This is a genomic window from Streptomyces tendae, assembly GCF_008632955.1.
Classification (GTDB): Bacteria; Actinomycetota; Actinomycetes; order Streptomycetales; family Streptomycetaceae; genus Streptomyces.
This window is the reverse complement of sequence record NZ_CP043960.1, coordinates 332,879-348,496: the sequence shown is the minus strand read 5'-3', so window position 1 is coordinate 348,496 and position 15,618 is coordinate 332,879. Positions and strand designations below refer to the sequence as shown.

Genomic DNA, 15,618 nt, shown 5'->3' with positions numbered 1-15,618 from the left:
GACGGGTAGGCGCTCAGGCACCGGAGCTCTGGACAGTCCGTTGCTCGACGGCTGCCTCAGGCAGGCGCAGCGTGAATGTCGTACCGATTCCGACCTCGCTGCGGACGCCAACGTTGCCACCGTGCGCCTCCGTCAGCTTCCGCACGATCGCCAGACCCAGCCCGCTGCCGCCGGTGTCGCGGCTGCGTGACTTGTCGGCGCGCCAGAAACGGTCGAACACGCGAGGCAGGTCCTGCGGCGATATCCCCGTACCCGTATCCGCCACCTCGATGACCGCGGCGTCGGCAGCGATCATGAGCCGCACGTCAACCGAGCCCCCCGGCGGCGTATGGCGGACCGCGTTGGAGACCAGGTTGCCCACAGCCTGCCGCAGCCGGACGGGATCGCCGTGGAGCCAACACTCGGCCGGCGCGGTCGCTGTGAGGCGGACACCCGCGGCGTCGGCCTGCGCCCGGTGGGCTGTGGCGATCTGGGCGATCAGCTCACCCGCTTCAAACTGCTCCGGATGCAGCCGCAGCCGCCCCGCCTCCGCCGCGGCCAGGTCCTGCAGGTCGTCGATGACGTGCTGGAGCAGGACCGCCTCCTCGTGCAAGGAGCTGAGGAACTCTTCGTCCGCCGGGGTGTGTCCGTCCTGGGCAGCCTCCACCCAGCCGCGGATGTTGCTCAGAGGGGTCCGCAGCTCATGGGCGACGTCACCGACCATGGCCCGGCGCTCCTGCTCCAGCCGGTTGCGGTGGGCGGCCATGTCATTGAACGTCTCGGTCAGCCGCCCGATCTCATCGCTCGTGGTGATGGGAACGCGTACCGTGTCGTCCCCGTCCTTGAGCCGCTGTGCCGCGGCGGTGAGCGCGTGCAGAGGACGGACGAGCCGTGTGGCGGCCAGGACGCTGACGCCAAACGCGAGGACAAGCACGAGGCCTGCGGCACCGGCGACGCGCGCGAGATTGGTGCCGGACGGCCGAAATCGCTGCGAGGTGGTCTCCGGCGAGGCGAAGAACAGCCGGGCTGGCGGTGACACACACGCGCGCAGCAGGGTCTTGCGACCCTCCGTGATGCAAGGCTGGATCTGCCGGGCGCCGCCCTTACTGGCCGGCCCCGGCTCGGTCGGAGCCTGACGCCAGGAGAAGTCGGGGAGCACCTCCACGGCTGTCAGGCCGGTGTGATGGAGACAGCCGTTGACCAGCGAGTCGAGGCGTCGCAGTGCGATGCGTTCCGTAGGGGTGGGGCGCGCCAGCCGACCGCTGTCGCAGACCGCTGCGGAATCGTCGTTCGAGGCGGTGAAGGTGCGGATGGTGGGCCGGCCACTCGGGGTGTACGCCACGGCTGTCTCCACTCCCAAGCCGCGCAGGCACTGGACCTGCTGGAGGGCATAGCCCTCCAGGGTCCTGCGCTCCCGCCCCGTCAGCCGGAACGGACCGGTGGCCCGGGGGTCGATGGGATCGGCCCGGTTGACGGAGAGGGGATCGACGATCGCCCACGCCTGCTCTGGCAGCGCCCCCGACTGCGGTGAGCTGTCCGCAATCAGGGCACCGTTCTGGGTGGTGAGGGCGACCCGGCGGCCCGTCCGGTGCGCCAGGTCGCGTACGACGGGTGCGACGCCGTCCCAGTTCGCATGGGTGGCCGCGTAACCGGTCAGCACGTCCAGCAGCAGAGTGTCGTCGGCGAGGAGCTGCCCTTGCTGCTTCTTGATCGCTCCCGAGGTCGTCCGGACGGCGATCCATGTGGTGGCCGCGACCGAACAGACGGCGACGAGGGCGGAGACGGTCAGCAGCCGCACCAGAAGTCCGCGGCAACCCGTGCGCCGGGCGGCACATCGCCACCGTCCCCGCATGGGACGGCGGTCATCCATGGCAGGTTCCGGCAGTGAGTTTGTAGCCCACGCCGTACACCGTGATCAGCCGGCTAGGCCGTCCCGGCGACGTCTCGATCTTCTTGCGCAGGTTCATTATGTGCGTGTCAACGGCGCGGCTGGAGACGAAGCGGTCGATGCCGTGCAGTTCCTCCAGGAGCTGGCCGCGGCTGAACACACGCTCCGGCTGGGCGGCCATCGCGCACAGGAGCCGGAACTCCGCGGACGTGAAGTCCACGTGGCGTCCATCGACCGTCGCCGTGTGCCGCAGCGGGTCGAGGATCACCGCGCCGACGGTGAACACCGCGGCGTCGCCGTCGGGTGCCGTCCGACGGCGAGTGCGGCGCAGCAGTGTGCGCACCCTGGCCGCCAGCTCGCGCGGGCTGTAGGGCTTGGTGAGGTAGTCGTCGGCTCCGAGGTCCAGCCCGAGAAGCAGGTCGTCCTCCGTTGACCGCGCGGTAAGCATCAGCACCGGCAGCTGGTGGTCCTCGGCGCGCAGGATGCGCACGACGTCGAGACCGTCCACCCTCGGCATCATCACGTCCAGGACCAGGAGGTCGGGTGCCGCCCGGCGGATGTGGTCTAGCGCCTCACGCCCATCACACGTGACCACCACGCGATGCCCCTCGCTCTCCAGGTAGATACGGGCGAGACGGGCCTGTTTGGCGTCGTCCTCCGCGACCATGACGTATGCGCACACCCTGCCGAGAATAGACAGAGGCACCCCGCGTCAGTCCCCGGGACCGGGACGCTGACCTCCTGCTGACTCCCACATGACAAGTTCCTCACATTTCTGCGCCACAGTTCCGTGATCAATCGGCCTCGGACTCGGCCCCGGGTGGCGGGTACGGCCCGGTGCAGCCCGATATCCCACCGGCGTTCCAGAACCGTGTCGAGGACATCGCCCCGCACTCACCGCGAGCGCGATGACCCAGGACGTCCACGTCGGCCTGCGCAAACAAACCCCCACCACCCTCGAACGATCAGGAACGCCCTTGCCCACCCCATCCTCCTCATTCGTGCGGCACACAGGTGTCCTGGCACTGGCGGCCGCCGCCGTCGCGGCACTGGGCGGCTGCGCCTCGGACCACACACCGCCGCCCGCCTCCCCACAGACGCAGGGAGCTGCGGCCCCGTCGAAGCCGGCTTCGAAGCCAGCCAAACCCCCCGCAGACGAGCCGATGGCACCACAGAGCCCCGCCTCCTACAAGCCGGCTGACCCCCGGCTGACCGCCCGAACCGCCACCGGTCAGCTGGTGAACAAGTGTGTGCCCAAGCGTTTATGGAACAGTGTCAGGACACTCACCACGAAGGACGGCAAACACCTCTCCACCCTGATCCTCGGCAAGGGGACCAACGTCGTGTACTTCGGCCACCAGTACGGCGGACAGATATGCAACTTTCTCGATCTCGCCGAGGAGATGGCCGCGCGCGGATACCGCGTGATCCTCCCGGAGTTCCGCGGCTACGTGGCGTCCGAGGCGGCGGACACCTCCAGCCCATTGGACATGAGGGCGGCCTTCGACGAGCTCAAGCTCCTACCCGCCCGGCACGTGTTCCTGGCTGGAGCATCGTGCGGCGGGACCACCGCCGTCGTCGAGGGCGTCAGGAGCGGCATTCCCGTCGTCGGGCTGATGCTCCTGTCGTCACCCGCACGCTGTGACGGTGACGCCGTCTCCGCCGTGAAGAACATCGAGCAACCCTCCCTCTTCATGGTCGCGCACGAGGACATGCAGGGCAGACACGAGAAGCAGCTCCGCGAGGTCTACGAGGCCTCCCCAGCGAAGGAGAAGCAGTTCGTCGTGGTGGACGGCGAGGCCCACGGCACCCTCATGCTGCACGGGGACGACGCGGCCGACGCCCGGCGGACCAAGGTCATCGACTTCATGGCCCACACGTACGTCGCGGCCCTGCGCAAGTAGCCAGGCAGGCGAGGGCGTGTCGTACCGGGACGGGCACGGCCCACGACGTGGCCGTGCGGCAGAGGGCCACTGCCGGGTGGTGCCGGTTCACCGCCGCGCGCTGCGGCGATGGACCGGCGCAGGGTGAGTTCCGCGGCGGCCGGCTGCTCAGAGCAGCCCGACCTTGACGGACTCTGCACTCGAGCGGTTCGCCGAGTTCGCAGACGCCTGGGGCAGGAAGTATCCGGCGATCGTCCGGCTCTGGGAGAACGCGTGGGAGGAGTTCACCCCGTTCCTCCGCTTCGACACCGAGATCCGCCGCATCGTCTGCACCACGAACGCGATCGAGTCCGTGAACGCCAGGATCCGGCGGGCGGTCAAGGCGCGCGGCCACTTCCCGAACGAGACCGCCGCCTTGAAGTGCGTCTACATGGCGATCATGTCGCTCGATCCCACCGGTCGTGGTCAGGCCCGCTGGACCATGCGCTGGAAGGCCGCCCTGAACGCCTTCGACATCACCTTCGACGGCCGACTCTCCGCAGCACGCCAGTAACCCTCAACAACCCGAGTTACACCGCTCGATTGACAGACCCGGTCATGGACCGGTCCCGGGACCGGGGCCACGGACGCGAAGAGATCCGCGAACTGCAGGTCGTCACCGTCGACGGCCTCCTGTTCCCGCATGCCCGGCAGGTCATCCGCATCCGCCGCAAGCGACGCCGGATCGGCACCCGGAAGTGGTCGAACGAGACCGTCTACGCCGTCGCCGACCTCGAAGCCCACGAAGCTTCCCCGGCTGAGTTGGCCGCCTGGAGCAGGGGACACTGGATCATTGAAAACAAGATCCACTGGGTCAAAGACGTCACCTTCGCCGAGGACGCCAGCCAGGTACGCCGCCACCGCACACCTGCCGTCATGAGTTCCCTCCGCGACCTCGCCCGGGCAACCCTCCACCGGGCTGGCTGGGCCAACATCGCCAGCGCACGACGCGCTCACACCCGCCCTGAGGACGTCCTCACCCTCCACGGCATCCCATGATCAAAAACGGACGTTCCCGGCTCTCCCCGGGGCCCTGCCCCTTCGCCACCCTCCACGACCCCGGTTCAGGTCGGCCAGAACCGGGAGGCCCAGTCGACGACATGCGTTGACGATGCGGTATCTGCGGGCCGCCGTGAGATCGTGTGAGGTCGCGCAACCTCCTAGATCCACAGGGTCGTCTGTCGGAATCGGTGACGACCTGAACGTTCACTCCGCCTTCCAAGTAGTCACACGTATCTCACTGTCTCGGTCACGCACCGCGGACTCCCTCGGCCAGCACGTACCGCGCTCGCGCCCTTACCTCGCACGGACGGGGAGCCCCGGCGCTCTCCTGGTAAGCAGTGTCACGACAGAACGGAACCAACGGGGCAACAGAGTGAGAGGTCGGATACCCCCTCAGCTGTCAGGGAACCCTGCCCGTTCCGCATCAAGGCCCACCATCGACCCCACCCGATCAGTGACCACGCTGACAAAGCTCAGTGATAGGCGTGGACCACGGCGTGACCCTTGCCGCGGCCGATCATCCACTTGTTCACCGGGGTCGTCAGCAGGAACGCGACCGCGAAGCCGCCCAGCAGGGACGTCCAGAACAGGGTTTCGTACAGGTGGGCGTCCATCGCGCCGGGGACCAGGGCGATGATCCCGTTGTCGACGAGTTCCATCACGATGATGGAAACGGTGTCGGCGGCAAGCGCCACCTTGAGGGCGGTCTTCAAGCCCAGGCCCGCCTTGCGGATCGCGAACAGCGTCAGCGAGTAGCCGAACACGAAGGCCAGCACGATCGCCAGGACCATGGTCGTCACGTTGCCCCACAGCAGGGCAGTGCCGATCGCCATACCGAGGATCTCGCCGATGGCGCAGCCTGTCAGGCAGTGCAGCGTCGCCTTCGCGGCAGACCCCCACGTCACTCTGCCCGTGTGGTGCCCACCGTGGCCCTCGTGCGCCTGGCGCGCGGCGTGGTCGTGCGCGGTGCCATCGTGGTATGCGCTGTGGTCCATGTCATCCCCTCGTACGTCCGGTGTACGCCGTCCCCCTCCCCGGAAACGCGATACCCCAATGGGGTATTCCGCGATCAGAGCACGGCAGCACGCCGGTTGGCGTGCACGGCCGCCTGGTGCCGGGGGGCAGTCCTCGCCGAGCGGGGTGTTCATCCGGGAGATCGCGGCGGTCTGGGACCTGGTAGTAGCGTCCGCCATCTTGTTGGCGTCGGAGAAGGAGAAGTCGCCCTTCTCCGTCTCCCCATCGCCCGTGTGATGCTTGATCATCGCCTCCATCAAGGCGGTGTCGAACGCCTCCCGGATGCCTTCTCGAGGCTGTCCATGTCCTCGGCCGTCATCATGCCGCCCATATCGTCGATGAATTGGTCGATGGCTTTCTCGGCCGGGATGTCCCCGTCCCAGGAAGTCAGGCCCCGGCAAGGTCTTGATCTCCGGACGCCTTAAGCTCGCCGTACGGTTGCCCCCTGGCCGAGCCGCGCTCGGCGGGCTCCACGTCGGCTGCACGGAGAAAGTCGGCGGCCTTGCCCGACATGATGCAGGGTGACCGCCGACTTCGGGCCGGAACGTCCTCCTCGATGGGGGTGTGGTCGGATATGAAGGCCGGCGACAGACGTGCGGATCACCCCACGACTGACGCCGTGGTCGCGGGCGAGGGTCACGGTGGAGCGGCCTACCAGGTACACCGGACGGACGATGGCGGTCTTCGTGACCGTCATCTCGGGCAGCATCCGCCCTCCCCGCGACGGCGTCCCCCTCTCGGTTCCCCGCCGCGAGGGGACACACCTACGCGCCGCCTGATCAGCACCGGCAGCTGCGACCAGCCCCCACCAGGAGCGCCGGTCCGAGAAACATCGTCGGCCGGTCGAACTTTCCGGCCCGCCACCGCATCGTGCAGGTATGACCGGCACCACCATTGAGGAACGACACATGAATCCGCTGTCCCCAGGCCACCACGTCATCGAGGTCGACGGGATCCCCCAGGAGTACGAGGTCCGCGGGCAGGGGCCCGCAGTGTGCCTAGCGCTGAGCGGGGGCCCCGGGATCGACGACGGCTACCTGCGGTTCCCGCTGCTGGAGGAGGACATCACGATGGTCTACCCGACGCAGGTCGGGACGACCGCTGAGAGCAGGCTTCCGAGCCACCCCGACGGGTACACCTTGGACGTCTACGCCCGCTTCACCCACGCCGTCGTGGAGCACCTCGGCCTATCCCGGGTACATCTGCTCGGTCACTCCGCGGGCGGCTTCTTCGCCCAGCGGTACGCCCTGACGTACCCCGAGCGGCTGGCTGGGCTGGTCATCTACGACTCCCTGGCGCACAACACGGAGGAACTGGTCAAGGAGGCCACCGCCCGGCTGGCGGAGTTCGCGGATCGCTTCCCGGGGGACCCGCGCGTGGCACCCGTCCTCGCGGCCTGGACGGACGACACCATCGCGGACACCGACGAAGCCCGGACCGAGCACCTGCGTGCCCTGCTGCCTGCCTACTTCGCGGACTACTGGGGCCGGGAGGAGGAGTTCGCGCGGTTGGCCGGGCTGAGGGTCACCCACGTGACCGGCGGCGCCTTCGACCACCGCGGACGCCTGGACACCGTCATGACGCCCACACTGGTGGTGGTCGGAGCGTACGACTTCATCTGCGGCCCGCGGTGGGCGCGGGCAATGGACGACGAACTCCCGAACTCCACCGTGGTAACTCTGAAGACAAGTGGCCATTTCGGACATATCGAGCAGCCGGAGGAATTCGCCGCCGCCGTACTTGGCTTCGTGCGGAGCGTGAAGAACGGAGGACGACGATGACGATTGTGCCGTTCGGGCTGGCAGAGCGCACGGAAATCGAGGCGTACGGGGACTTCGCGGCGGGCGCGGCGGACGTGCCAGGCTCCGCGGCGGAACGGCTGGGGGCCGCCGCCCTGCGGACCGGGCCCGCGCTGGCCCTCTGCGTCCGGGAGGACCGCAGCGGTTTCTTCAACCGGGCCGGAGGATTCGCCGACGATGTGCCCGTCGGCGCCGACGTGCTCACCCATGTTCGGGACTTCTACCGCGAACAGGGCCTGCGGCAGGGCTCGATGATGATCGCGCCCACGCTCCTGTCGGAGGACTGGCCCGTCGTCGCCAAGCGGCTGGGACTCACGGCGGGGAGTTCATTCGTCAAGCTCGGGTGGGACCTTGCCGCGGAGACGCCGGCACCCGACGGGCTCCCGCCCCTGGACGCGGGGCTCCGTGTCGGCCTGGTCGAGCCGCGCCAGGCGAAGGAGTGGGCCACTGTCATGATGACCACCTTCGGCTTCGGTGCGCCCGACATGATCGAGCTGGCCGCGTCCTGCGTCGGCCGACCGGACTGGCGGCAGTACGCGGTCTACGACAGCGAGCGGATCGTCGCGGTCGGAAGCGTCTACCTGAACGGAGACTGCGCCGACATGTTCGGCGGCGCCACGCTGCCCGAGGCCCGAGGCCGGGGTGCCCAGTCCGCGCTGCTCCTCGCCCGGGCTGCCGCAGCCCGCGAGGCTGGCTGCCGATGGCTAGTCGCCGAGACGGGTGCGGAGCGGGAAGGCAAACGCAACACCTCACTGCGCAACATGCTGCGGACCGGTTTCGAGCCCCTTTACGAACGGGTCACCTGGGTCTGGCGCGAAGAGGCTTGAGCGCGGGCCGGCGGCGGTCTGTGCGGGTGGCGCTCGCAAGCGCCACCCGCACAGACCCGGGCTACCCCAGCCACCACTCTCTCTGCCCCCTCCGCACCGTTTCAGCGAAACGGGTCGGCGGGGTGGTGGAGGTGCAGCCTGCTCGCCTGGCCGCCGTCCAGGAAGTACACCCATGTCACGCCGGGCGGGCAGTGGTACGGGTCCTCCGGCGGATTGCGCATCGCGTCCTCCCACACCACCACGTCACCGCCGGCCACGACATTGACCAAGGAGTGCCGCACGCCAGCGGACAGATCGCGGCCAAGCGCGCCTACCAACCGGTCCCGGCCGGTCCGCCGACCGTCCGGCCAGACGACCTCCAGCTTCGGCGACCAGTGCTCCCTCAGGACGGAGGCGGACTCGCCGCGGTGGGCAGCAAGCATCGCCTCCTCCCCCAGCCCGCGGTGCCGCCCGGTCAGCGCCGCCATGTCGCCGTGCGCGCCGTCCGCCGCGGCCAGCAGGGCCTCCGCGAGTTTGGCCCGGCCCTGATGCAGCCGGCTGCGGACGGTGCCGATGGGGACCGCCGACACCGCGGCGATGTCCTCATAAGACGCGATCTCGGTGAAGTAGCGCAGCAGCATGGCGAGCCGGAGCCCCGGGGAGAGCTGCGCCAGGGCGGTCCCGATCCAGTCCCGCAGCGCGTACTGCTCGATCAGCTCCGCCGGGTCAGGCGCGGTGGACCGCTCCAGCCGGACGAGCGCGTCGGTCTCCAAAGGAACCGCCGACGTGCGGCGCAGCATGGCCCGGCAGACATTGCGCACCACTGTGCGCAGCCACGGCCCCACGGCGCCCGGGTCCCGTAATGTCGCCGATCCGCCGGAGGGCGACGATCGACACCTCCTGAACCGCGTCCTCGGCATCCGGTCCATACCCGAGCAGGATGCCCGCCACTGCGTGCATGCCGGCCCGGTGCCTGGCCAGCAGCAGTCCGAGGGAACCGGCGTCGCCGGCCCTTGCGGCCCACAGGAGCTGCACGTCCGGCGCTTCGGCGTCCAAGGGCGTGTCGGTCATCCCGCAAAGATACGGCCGCGTCGGCGGCAGGCGTAGCCGCTCCGGCTCCGAGGACCGCGAACCCTCCGGCGTCTTCAGCGTCGCCACCGGGTCACCCAGCAGCGCCGGGTCCACCCGCCGGGCGACACCCGCGACGGTGGCGTGCAGCCGCTTCTCTGCGACCTTCCGTAGCGAGGTACTCGTCTACGGCCACAAACCCACCGTCCGCCGTGCGCACTCCGGCTCCATGGCTTGTGAACCCTTGATGCGCGGCCTCCAACACGGTGGCACGGGCAGCCCCGACCGGCCGGCGACAACCGGGTCCGGGGCGATGGCGCCAAGGAGCGTAGAGCTACTCGCACGTCAGCGACGCTGCACGCTTGCCAACTGACGGGTTGGCCCGGGCCAGGGAAGCCGAGCAACTTCGCAAGCGGAGTCGGGCCGTACCAAATAGCGGTGAAAGTGCTTACCGACTCCAGGTCGGACATGTTCGGTCGGGCCTCACGGATCGGGGTCACCGGCGGCCCTATCCGAAGATTCACGTTCGCTGGCCCGCAGACCTCCAGGCGGCTCACGGCGAGGGTGACCTCGCCCCGTGGCGACTACGGATTGCCCGAACAGGCCAACACAGTCGAACACCTCATCGAGAGTGCCTTCGGGTGGGTACTCAAAGCTCAATTATGTGTACGCGGTCCCCTTCAAGGGCTGCGTCCCTTTCAGCGGAGCAGGCAAGGCAACGGAGCGGTTTCCTCCGATTTGAGACGGAACACGGGGGTGAGAAAGGATCCTTGGGTGCGTTCATGCCTTCACAATCAGGCGAATGAGCCACAATGAGAGCGACGCGCGATTTACCGCTCAGAGCGCAGCACGCTGGCGCAGCTTTCTGCAGACCGAGACCGGCAGCGCCGCCCTGCTGCTGGCGATGGTCGCGGCGGCCTTGCTGTGGGCCAACATCGACGTGCGCTCCTACACTTCTGCTTGGGAAACGCACTTCGTGATCGGCTTCGATGCCTTTCATCTGTCGATCACCCTGCATGAATGGATCAATGCCGGGCTAATGAGCCTGTTCTTCTTCGTCATCGGACTGGAAGCGCGTCGCGAGTTTGACATGGGCGCGTTGCGCGACCGCAGGTGGGTGCTGCTTAGCACCATTGCGGGCCTGGGGAGCATGATCGTTCCAGCCTTGATCTTTGTAGCCTTGAACGCAGGACATGGGACGGTGCACGGATGGGGCGTGGCAATGTCATCCGACACCGCGTTCGCGTTGGGTATCTTGGCTGTGTTCGGCAGGAGGCTGCCAGCATCACTGCGAGCATTCATTCTCTCAATCTCTGTAGTTGACGATCTTGTCGCTCTGGTAGTGATTGCAGTGTTCTACAGCGACTCGATTCACCTACCGGCCCTCCTTGTTGCGGTAGGGGCGCTACTGTCAATCCTTCTGCTCCGGATGTTGAAGGTGCGCGGCGCGGTGTACTGCGCGGTGCTGTCGGTAGTGGCGTGGATCTCGCTACATGAAGCCGGGGTGGACCCTGTAGTGACAGGCCTGGCGGTCGGCGCCCTGGTGGTCGCTTACCCGGCTCCACGGGAAGACCTAGAGCGGGCAAGTCGACTGTTCCGTTTGTTCCGCGAGCAACCGACGCCCAAACTGCAGCGCAGCGCGTTCCAGGGACTGTCGGCGGCGATCTCACCGAACGAGAGACTGGAGCAGAGATTCTTGCCTTGGGTGAGCTACCTCATCGTTCCACTGTTCGCCCTGGCCAATGCTGGCATCGAGTTGAGCGGCGAGAAGTTGGCAGACGCGTTCACGTCACCCATCACGCTCGGCATCCTGTGTGGCTTCGCAGGCGGCAAGCTGGTCGGGGTCACGGGATCTATGGCTGCCGCGCAAATCCTGTCCGGCGGCCGACTGAAGCCGAACGTGGGCTGGGGTTCGGTGACCGCCAGCGGCGCCATCACCGGCGCGGCGTTCACGGTGTCGCTGCTGATCGCCGCGCTTGCCTTCGAAGGGAAGGATCTAGAACGTGCCCGCATCGGCATTCTCGCCACGCTCATCGGCGCCTTCAGCCTCAGCTGGGCAGTAACGGGGTTTATCCAGCTGCTGCCTGCCACCCGGCAAGCTAGAGCCTTGCTGGGCAACTCCGAGCAGCTCACAGATCTTGCGGTAGTTGTCGACGCTCACGATGACCACATCAGAGGACCACAGAAGGCTTCCGTGACGGTGGTCGAGTACGGCGACTTTGCCTGCCCGTACTGCGGGCAGGCTGAGCAGGTGGTGCGCGAGCTGCTAGGAGCCGAAACCGATCTTCGCTACGTGTGGCGGCATCTGCCTCTCACAGACGTGCACCCCAACGCACAGTTAGCAGCGGAAGCTGCGGAGGCGGCGGCACAACAGGGCCGGTTTTGGGAGATGCATGACCTACTCCTTAACCGGCAGGATGCCTTGGGCGGAGAAGACCTATTGCGCTACGCGCAGGAGCTCGGTCTGGACGTGGAACGGTTCCGCCGTGCACTGGAACAGCACGTCAGTGCACGGCGGGTAGCCGAAGATGTGGATTCGGCCGATCTGAGCGGAGTTTCGGGCACGCCGACGTTCTTCATCAACGGTCGGCGACATCACGGTGCGTACGACATTGCATCGCTGACCCGGGCGGTGCAGCTTGCACGCCAGCAAGTGCTGGTTGAACGGGGAGGCAGCCGACAGTAGTCCGGACGGCTCGTAGCCGAGCACGGCGTCGGCAAGATCTATGCCAAAGTGGTCCGGCCGAGACCGCCGCTGTGCCCCATCCGTGCTCCAGCTGGCACCGGTCGGCGCGGGTACTTCAAGGGCTGTCGACCGGCTCCACGAGCTCAGAGCAATCGGAGATCAGCTTCACCACCGTCGGACGCTCCCCGGGGACTGCGGTTATCCCTTGGCTGAGACCGATTCCTGCGCACGTCCTGCGGCCGGTACAGCGGCCCGGGAGCGATGTACGCCGAGATCGCTGCCCAGACTTCGATGGCAGATGCGCCGTCTTCCGTACTGCACGCGCGGGTGAGCGGACCCGTCCGCCGGATTCCGCAGCTGGGCCGTCCATCCCTCGGTGATGCGGACCGGCCCCAAAAGCACTCTCTCCGGCAGTGGGAACACGGGCAGCAGGCACCATGGCGTCCGCCGGGTCATCCTGGCCCTGTGGTGGGCGTAGTGCTCGGCCAGCCGGTCGCCGACCAGGCCTGATCCCTGGCGGCGCACGCTGCCCACGTACCGGCCACCTGCGGCGGCTGTACATCCGACGTATGCCGTGCAGCTCGCCGCCACCTGGCGACGCACGAGCCGGCCCGGCACACCACCATCGGCGAGCCCCGCAGCGCTGTGCAGTTTAGGGATGTCGAGCATCGGGCCCATCAGCCGCAGGACCGGCCGTAGCGACTGGCCAATCCCTGCGGGCAGCGTCGGAGCCGTGCTTACTGATCATTCAGAATGAGTTTGAGTCAAGGGCTTGGCAGTTGGGCTGGCGGGCGGCAGAGTTCTGCAGGTATCGGATGATCTTGTGCTTGATGATCTGTGGGAACGCGTCGCTCCGCTGCTCCCTCCTCGCCGACCGCAGCGTCGGCGGTATCCAGGTCGGCTGTCTGGCGGATGACCCTGCGGCTCTGCGCGGGATCGTCTACGTCCTGCGCACGGGCGTGACCTGGGCGGACGTGCCGACCCAGACGATCGGCTGCAGTGGGGTGACGTGCTAGCGGCGCCTGCAGGACTGGACCGAAGCCGACGTCTGGCCCCGTCTGCACGAGATCCTCCTCGCGGAGTTCCGCGCGACGGGCCTGCTGGACATGGACGACGCCGCGATCGACGGCTCGCACGTCCGGGTCCTGAGCGGGGGCTCACACCGGACCTCCTCCGGTCGACCGCGGCCGCCCCGGCAGTAAGCACCATCTGATCACCGACCGGCACGGAACACCTCTTGCGGTATCGCTGACCAGCGGAAGCCGTCACGACGTCACCCAGCTCATGCACCTGCTCAACGCGATCCCCCGCATCCGTGGCCTGGTGGGTTCGGCCCTGTCACCGGCCGTGGCGGCTATTCGCCGACCGCGGCTACGACTACGACAAGTACCGTCACCTCCTGCGCGCTCGTGGCATCACGCGGAAGATCGCCCGCAAGGGCACCCGCCCACGGATCCGGCCCTTGGCAAGACCCGCTGGTTCGTCGAGCGGACCTTCGCCTGGCTCCTCCAGTTCAAACGCCTGCGGACCCGCTACGAGACACGCGCCGACCTGCACCTCGGTCTGCTCCAACTCGTCTGCACCATCATCTGCTTGAGACGACTCCCAACCTCATTCTGAAACGATCAGTTACTGATCTTTTCGTAAGTTCGGTGAGTGTGGTGGCCGTGTGGGTGGGAGGCTGTCAGGGTGGCATATCAACCTTCCCCTTCGGTTGCCGGTTTCTCCCTTCCTCCTTTGTCGCGGCCTCAGTTGGCAGAGGCGCGTCGTATTCGGCAGTCGAGTTGTTCGAGGGTGGCGTCTCGAATGCGGAGATCGCGAGGGCGGTGGGGGTGTGTGACGAGAGTGTGCGGCGTTGTCGGCGGGTGTGGGAGCAAGACGGTGCTTCGGGCCTGCGGCGACGGGCAGCCACCGGACGCCCACCCAAGCTGGACGACACCCAGGTCGAGATGGTCCGGGCCGCGTTGGAGCAAGGTGCCCAGGCTCATGGTTTCGAGGCCGACCTGTGGACCCTGGAACGAGTCGGCGCGGTCGTCACCCGGGCAACGGGGGTGGTGTTGTCAAGGGCGTCGGTGTGGCGGCTGCTGACCGGCCGGCTTCGGATGGAGCCTGCAACGGCCCGAGCGGCGGGCGGTCGAGCGGGACGAGTCGGAGATCGCCCGCTGGATCGCGCACGAGTGGCCGCGCATCAAGAAGGGGCCGTGAACACACATGCCTGCATCGTCTTCCTCGACGAATCAGGCGTCTCCCTGCTCCCTCAGATCCGCCGCGCCTACTGGCCTCGATGGCGGACTCCGCTCCTGCGGCACCGTCTGAACTGGAAGCGCGCGTCGATGGCCGGAGCCTTGGGCTACCACTCCACCGACCCCGATCGCGGGGCCCGCCTGTGCTTCCACCTCAAGCCCGGCAGCTACACCGCCAGGCTCATCGAGGTCCTTGAGCAGGTGAAGGTGTTCCACCGCGGCGAGCGAGTGGTCCTGGTCTGGGACGGCCTGTCCGCCCACTGGAGCCGGGCGATGCGGGCCTGGGTCGCCGGACAGGACTGGCTCAGCCTAGAACGATTACCCGCCTACGCTCCCGAGCTGAACCCGGTGGAACTGCTGTGGCCCTGGCTCAAGAAGTGTGAACTCGCCAACCTCGACGCCAACCCCCGACTGCCATGGTCATTCCTCGCGCATACCAGCCTGACCATCCGTCCGCCACACCCACCGAACTTACGAAAAGATCAGTAGAACTGCTAACGAAATAATCTTCGAGGTGGTTGGATCACTCCGGGACTGGATGACCCGGGGGTGTGGGGTGGCGCGACCGAAGCCGTGGGATGTCGGTGACGAGCTGTGGGCGGTGATCGAGCCGTTGTTGCCCAAGGTGGAGCGTCGGGCTCGGCACCCAGGGCGCAAGCGGCATCTGGACCGGCTGGTGTTCCAGGGGATCAGTTCGTGCTGCACACCGGGATCGCCTGGGAACACCTTCCGCAGGAACTCGGCTTCGGGCTCCGGCATGACCTGCTGGCGCCGCCTGGCCGAATGGACCGAGGCGGGGTGTGGCCACTGCTGCACGAGGTCCTCCTCGCCGAGCTCCGCGGCGCGAACGCCCTGGACTTCTCCCGCGCGGCTGTCGACGGCTCCCACATCCGCGTGTTAAAGGAGGCCCCAAGACGGGACGAAGCCCTGTCGATCGGGGTAGGACGGGCAGCAAAGGACCACCTGATCACCGACGCGACCGGCATCCCACTCGCCGCTACTCTGACCGGCGGCAATCGCAACGACGTCACCCAGCTTGATCCCGCTGCTCCAGGCCGTACCACCAGTGCGGGGCAAGCGCGGCCGGCCCCGGCGCCGCGCGGCCCATGTGTCTATGCGTCGGTGCCGCCTGTGGGTGTCCACAGGCGGCAGCCATCAGCTCGCTGGCTGGTTCTCCGAGTGATCAGTGACGTCGGGTATCGTGCACAGGC

13 protein-coding genes and 3 pseudogenes are annotated in these 15,618 nt (G+C 67.7%); 12 read left to right on the top strand and 4 right to left on the bottom strand.

The window, feature by feature from the left end; all coding sequences use genetic code 11:
- Positions 1 to 13 precede the first annotated feature (13 nt).
- Positions 14 to 1,777 (bottom strand): sensor histidine kinase, encoded by a 1,764-nt coding sequence (locus F3L20_RS33345; protein ID WP_240811000.1) that lies wholly within the window; start codon positions 1,775 to 1,777, stop codon positions 14 to 16.
- 64 nt (positions 1,778 to 1,841) lie between these two features.
- Positions 1,842 to 2,549: a response regulator transcription factor gene (locus tag F3L20_RS33340; RefSeq protein WP_150157779.1), complete on the bottom strand. Its 708-nt coding sequence runs from the start codon at positions 2,547 to 2,549 to the stop codon at positions 1,842 to 1,844.
- A gap of 481 nt (positions 2,550 to 3,030) precedes the next feature.
- Here F3L20_RS33340 and F3L20_RS33335 point away from each other — a divergent pair, with 481 nt between their 5' ends.
- The 3 genes and pseudogenes from F3L20_RS33335 to F3L20_RS33325 all read left to right on the top strand — a co-directional run.
- Positions 3,031 to 3,771 (top strand): alpha/beta hydrolase family protein, encoded by a 741-nt coding sequence (locus F3L20_RS33335; RefSeq protein WP_150157778.1) that lies wholly within the window; start codon positions 3,031 to 3,033, stop codon positions 3,769 to 3,771.
- A gap of 199 nt (positions 3,772 to 3,970) precedes the next feature.
- Positions 3,971 to 4,303, top strand: a pseudogene (locus F3L20_RS33330) (transposase); the annotation flags it as partial.
- Between the two features lie 38 nt (positions 4,304 to 4,341).
- A pseudogene (locus F3L20_RS33325) lies at positions 4,342 to 4,788 on the top strand (ISAs1 family transposase); the annotation flags it as partial.
- Positions 4,789 to 5,264: 476 nt separating this feature from the next.
- Here F3L20_RS33325 and F3L20_RS33320 read toward each other — a convergent pair.
- The gene (locus F3L20_RS33320; protein ID WP_150157843.1) at positions 5,265 to 5,786 is read right to left on the bottom strand and encodes a DUF4396 domain-containing protein; all 522 of its coding nucleotides are present in this window, start codon (positions 5,784 to 5,786) and stop codon (positions 5,265 to 5,267) included.
- Positions 5,787 to 6,713: 927 nt separating this feature from the next.
- Between F3L20_RS33320 and F3L20_RS33315 the strand changes: the two genes are divergently transcribed.
- Together F3L20_RS33315 and F3L20_RS33310 are read left to right on the top strand one after the other, a co-directional pair.
- Complete coding sequence (locus F3L20_RS33315) at positions 6,714 to 7,586, top strand: alpha/beta fold hydrolase (protein WP_240810999.1); 873 nt, start codon at positions 6,714 to 6,716, stop codon at positions 7,584 to 7,586.
- On the top strand, positions 7,583 to 8,431 hold the full coding sequence (locus tag F3L20_RS33310) for a GNAT family N-acetyltransferase (protein ID WP_150157776.1): 849 nt from the start codon (positions 7,583 to 7,585) through the stop codon (positions 8,429 to 8,431). The genes F3L20_RS33315 and F3L20_RS33310 overlap by 4 nt, the downstream gene beginning before the upstream one ends.
- A gap of 101 nt (positions 8,432 to 8,532) precedes the next feature.
- On the opposite strand, the gene F3L20_RS33305 is transcribed toward F3L20_RS33310, so the two are convergent.
- Entirely contained in the window at positions 8,533 to 9,210 is a 678-nt protein-coding gene (locus F3L20_RS33305) for an RNA polymerase sigma factor (RefSeq protein WP_240810998.1), read from the bottom strand.
- Positions 9,211 to 10,280: 1,070 nt separating this feature from the next.
- Here F3L20_RS33305 and F3L20_RS33300 point away from each other — a divergent pair.
- The 7 genes and pseudogenes from F3L20_RS33300 (at position 10,281) to F3L20_RS35825 (ending at position 15,308) form a co-directional block, all read left to right on the top strand.
- Positions 10,281 to 12,164 carry a Na+/H+ antiporter NhaA gene (locus F3L20_RS33300; RefSeq protein WP_150157775.1) on the top strand — a complete coding sequence of 628 codons (1,884 nt, stop codon included), beginning with the start codon at positions 10,281 to 10,283 and terminating at the stop codon, positions 12,162 to 12,164.
- A gap of 830 nt (positions 12,165 to 12,994) precedes the next feature.
- The gene (locus F3L20_RS35850) at positions 12,995 to 13,180 is read left to right on the top strand and encodes a hypothetical protein (protein WP_431193204.1); all 186 of its coding nucleotides are present in this window, start codon (positions 12,995 to 12,997) and stop codon (positions 13,178 to 13,180) included.
- 193 nt (positions 13,181 to 13,373) lie between these two features.
- Positions 13,374 to 13,784: a transposase gene (locus tag F3L20_RS35845; protein WP_431193216.1), complete on the top strand. Its 411-nt coding sequence runs from the start codon at positions 13,374 to 13,376 to the stop codon at positions 13,782 to 13,784.
- Between the two features lie 32 nt (positions 13,785 to 13,816).
- A pseudogene (locus tag F3L20_RS35840) lies at positions 13,817 to 14,191 on the top strand (helix-turn-helix domain-containing protein); the annotation flags it as partial.
- Between the two features lie 82 nt (positions 14,192 to 14,273).
- Positions 14,274 to 14,369 (top strand): hypothetical protein, encoded by a 96-nt coding sequence (locus F3L20_RS35835; protein ID WP_431193215.1) that lies wholly within the window; start codon positions 14,274 to 14,276, stop codon positions 14,367 to 14,369.
- Complete coding sequence (locus tag F3L20_RS35830) at positions 14,366 to 14,896, top strand: IS630 family transposase (protein ID WP_431193214.1); 531 nt, start codon at positions 14,366 to 14,368, stop codon at positions 14,894 to 14,896. Before F3L20_RS35835 ends, F3L20_RS35830 begins: the two co-directional genes overlap by 4 nt.
- A gap of 49 nt (positions 14,897 to 14,945) precedes the next feature.
- The gene (locus F3L20_RS35825) at positions 14,946 to 15,308 is read left to right on the top strand and encodes a transposase (protein ID WP_431193213.1); all 363 of its coding nucleotides are present in this window, start codon (positions 14,946 to 14,948) and stop codon (positions 15,306 to 15,308) included.
- Positions 15,309 to 15,618: the final 310 nt, after the last annotated feature.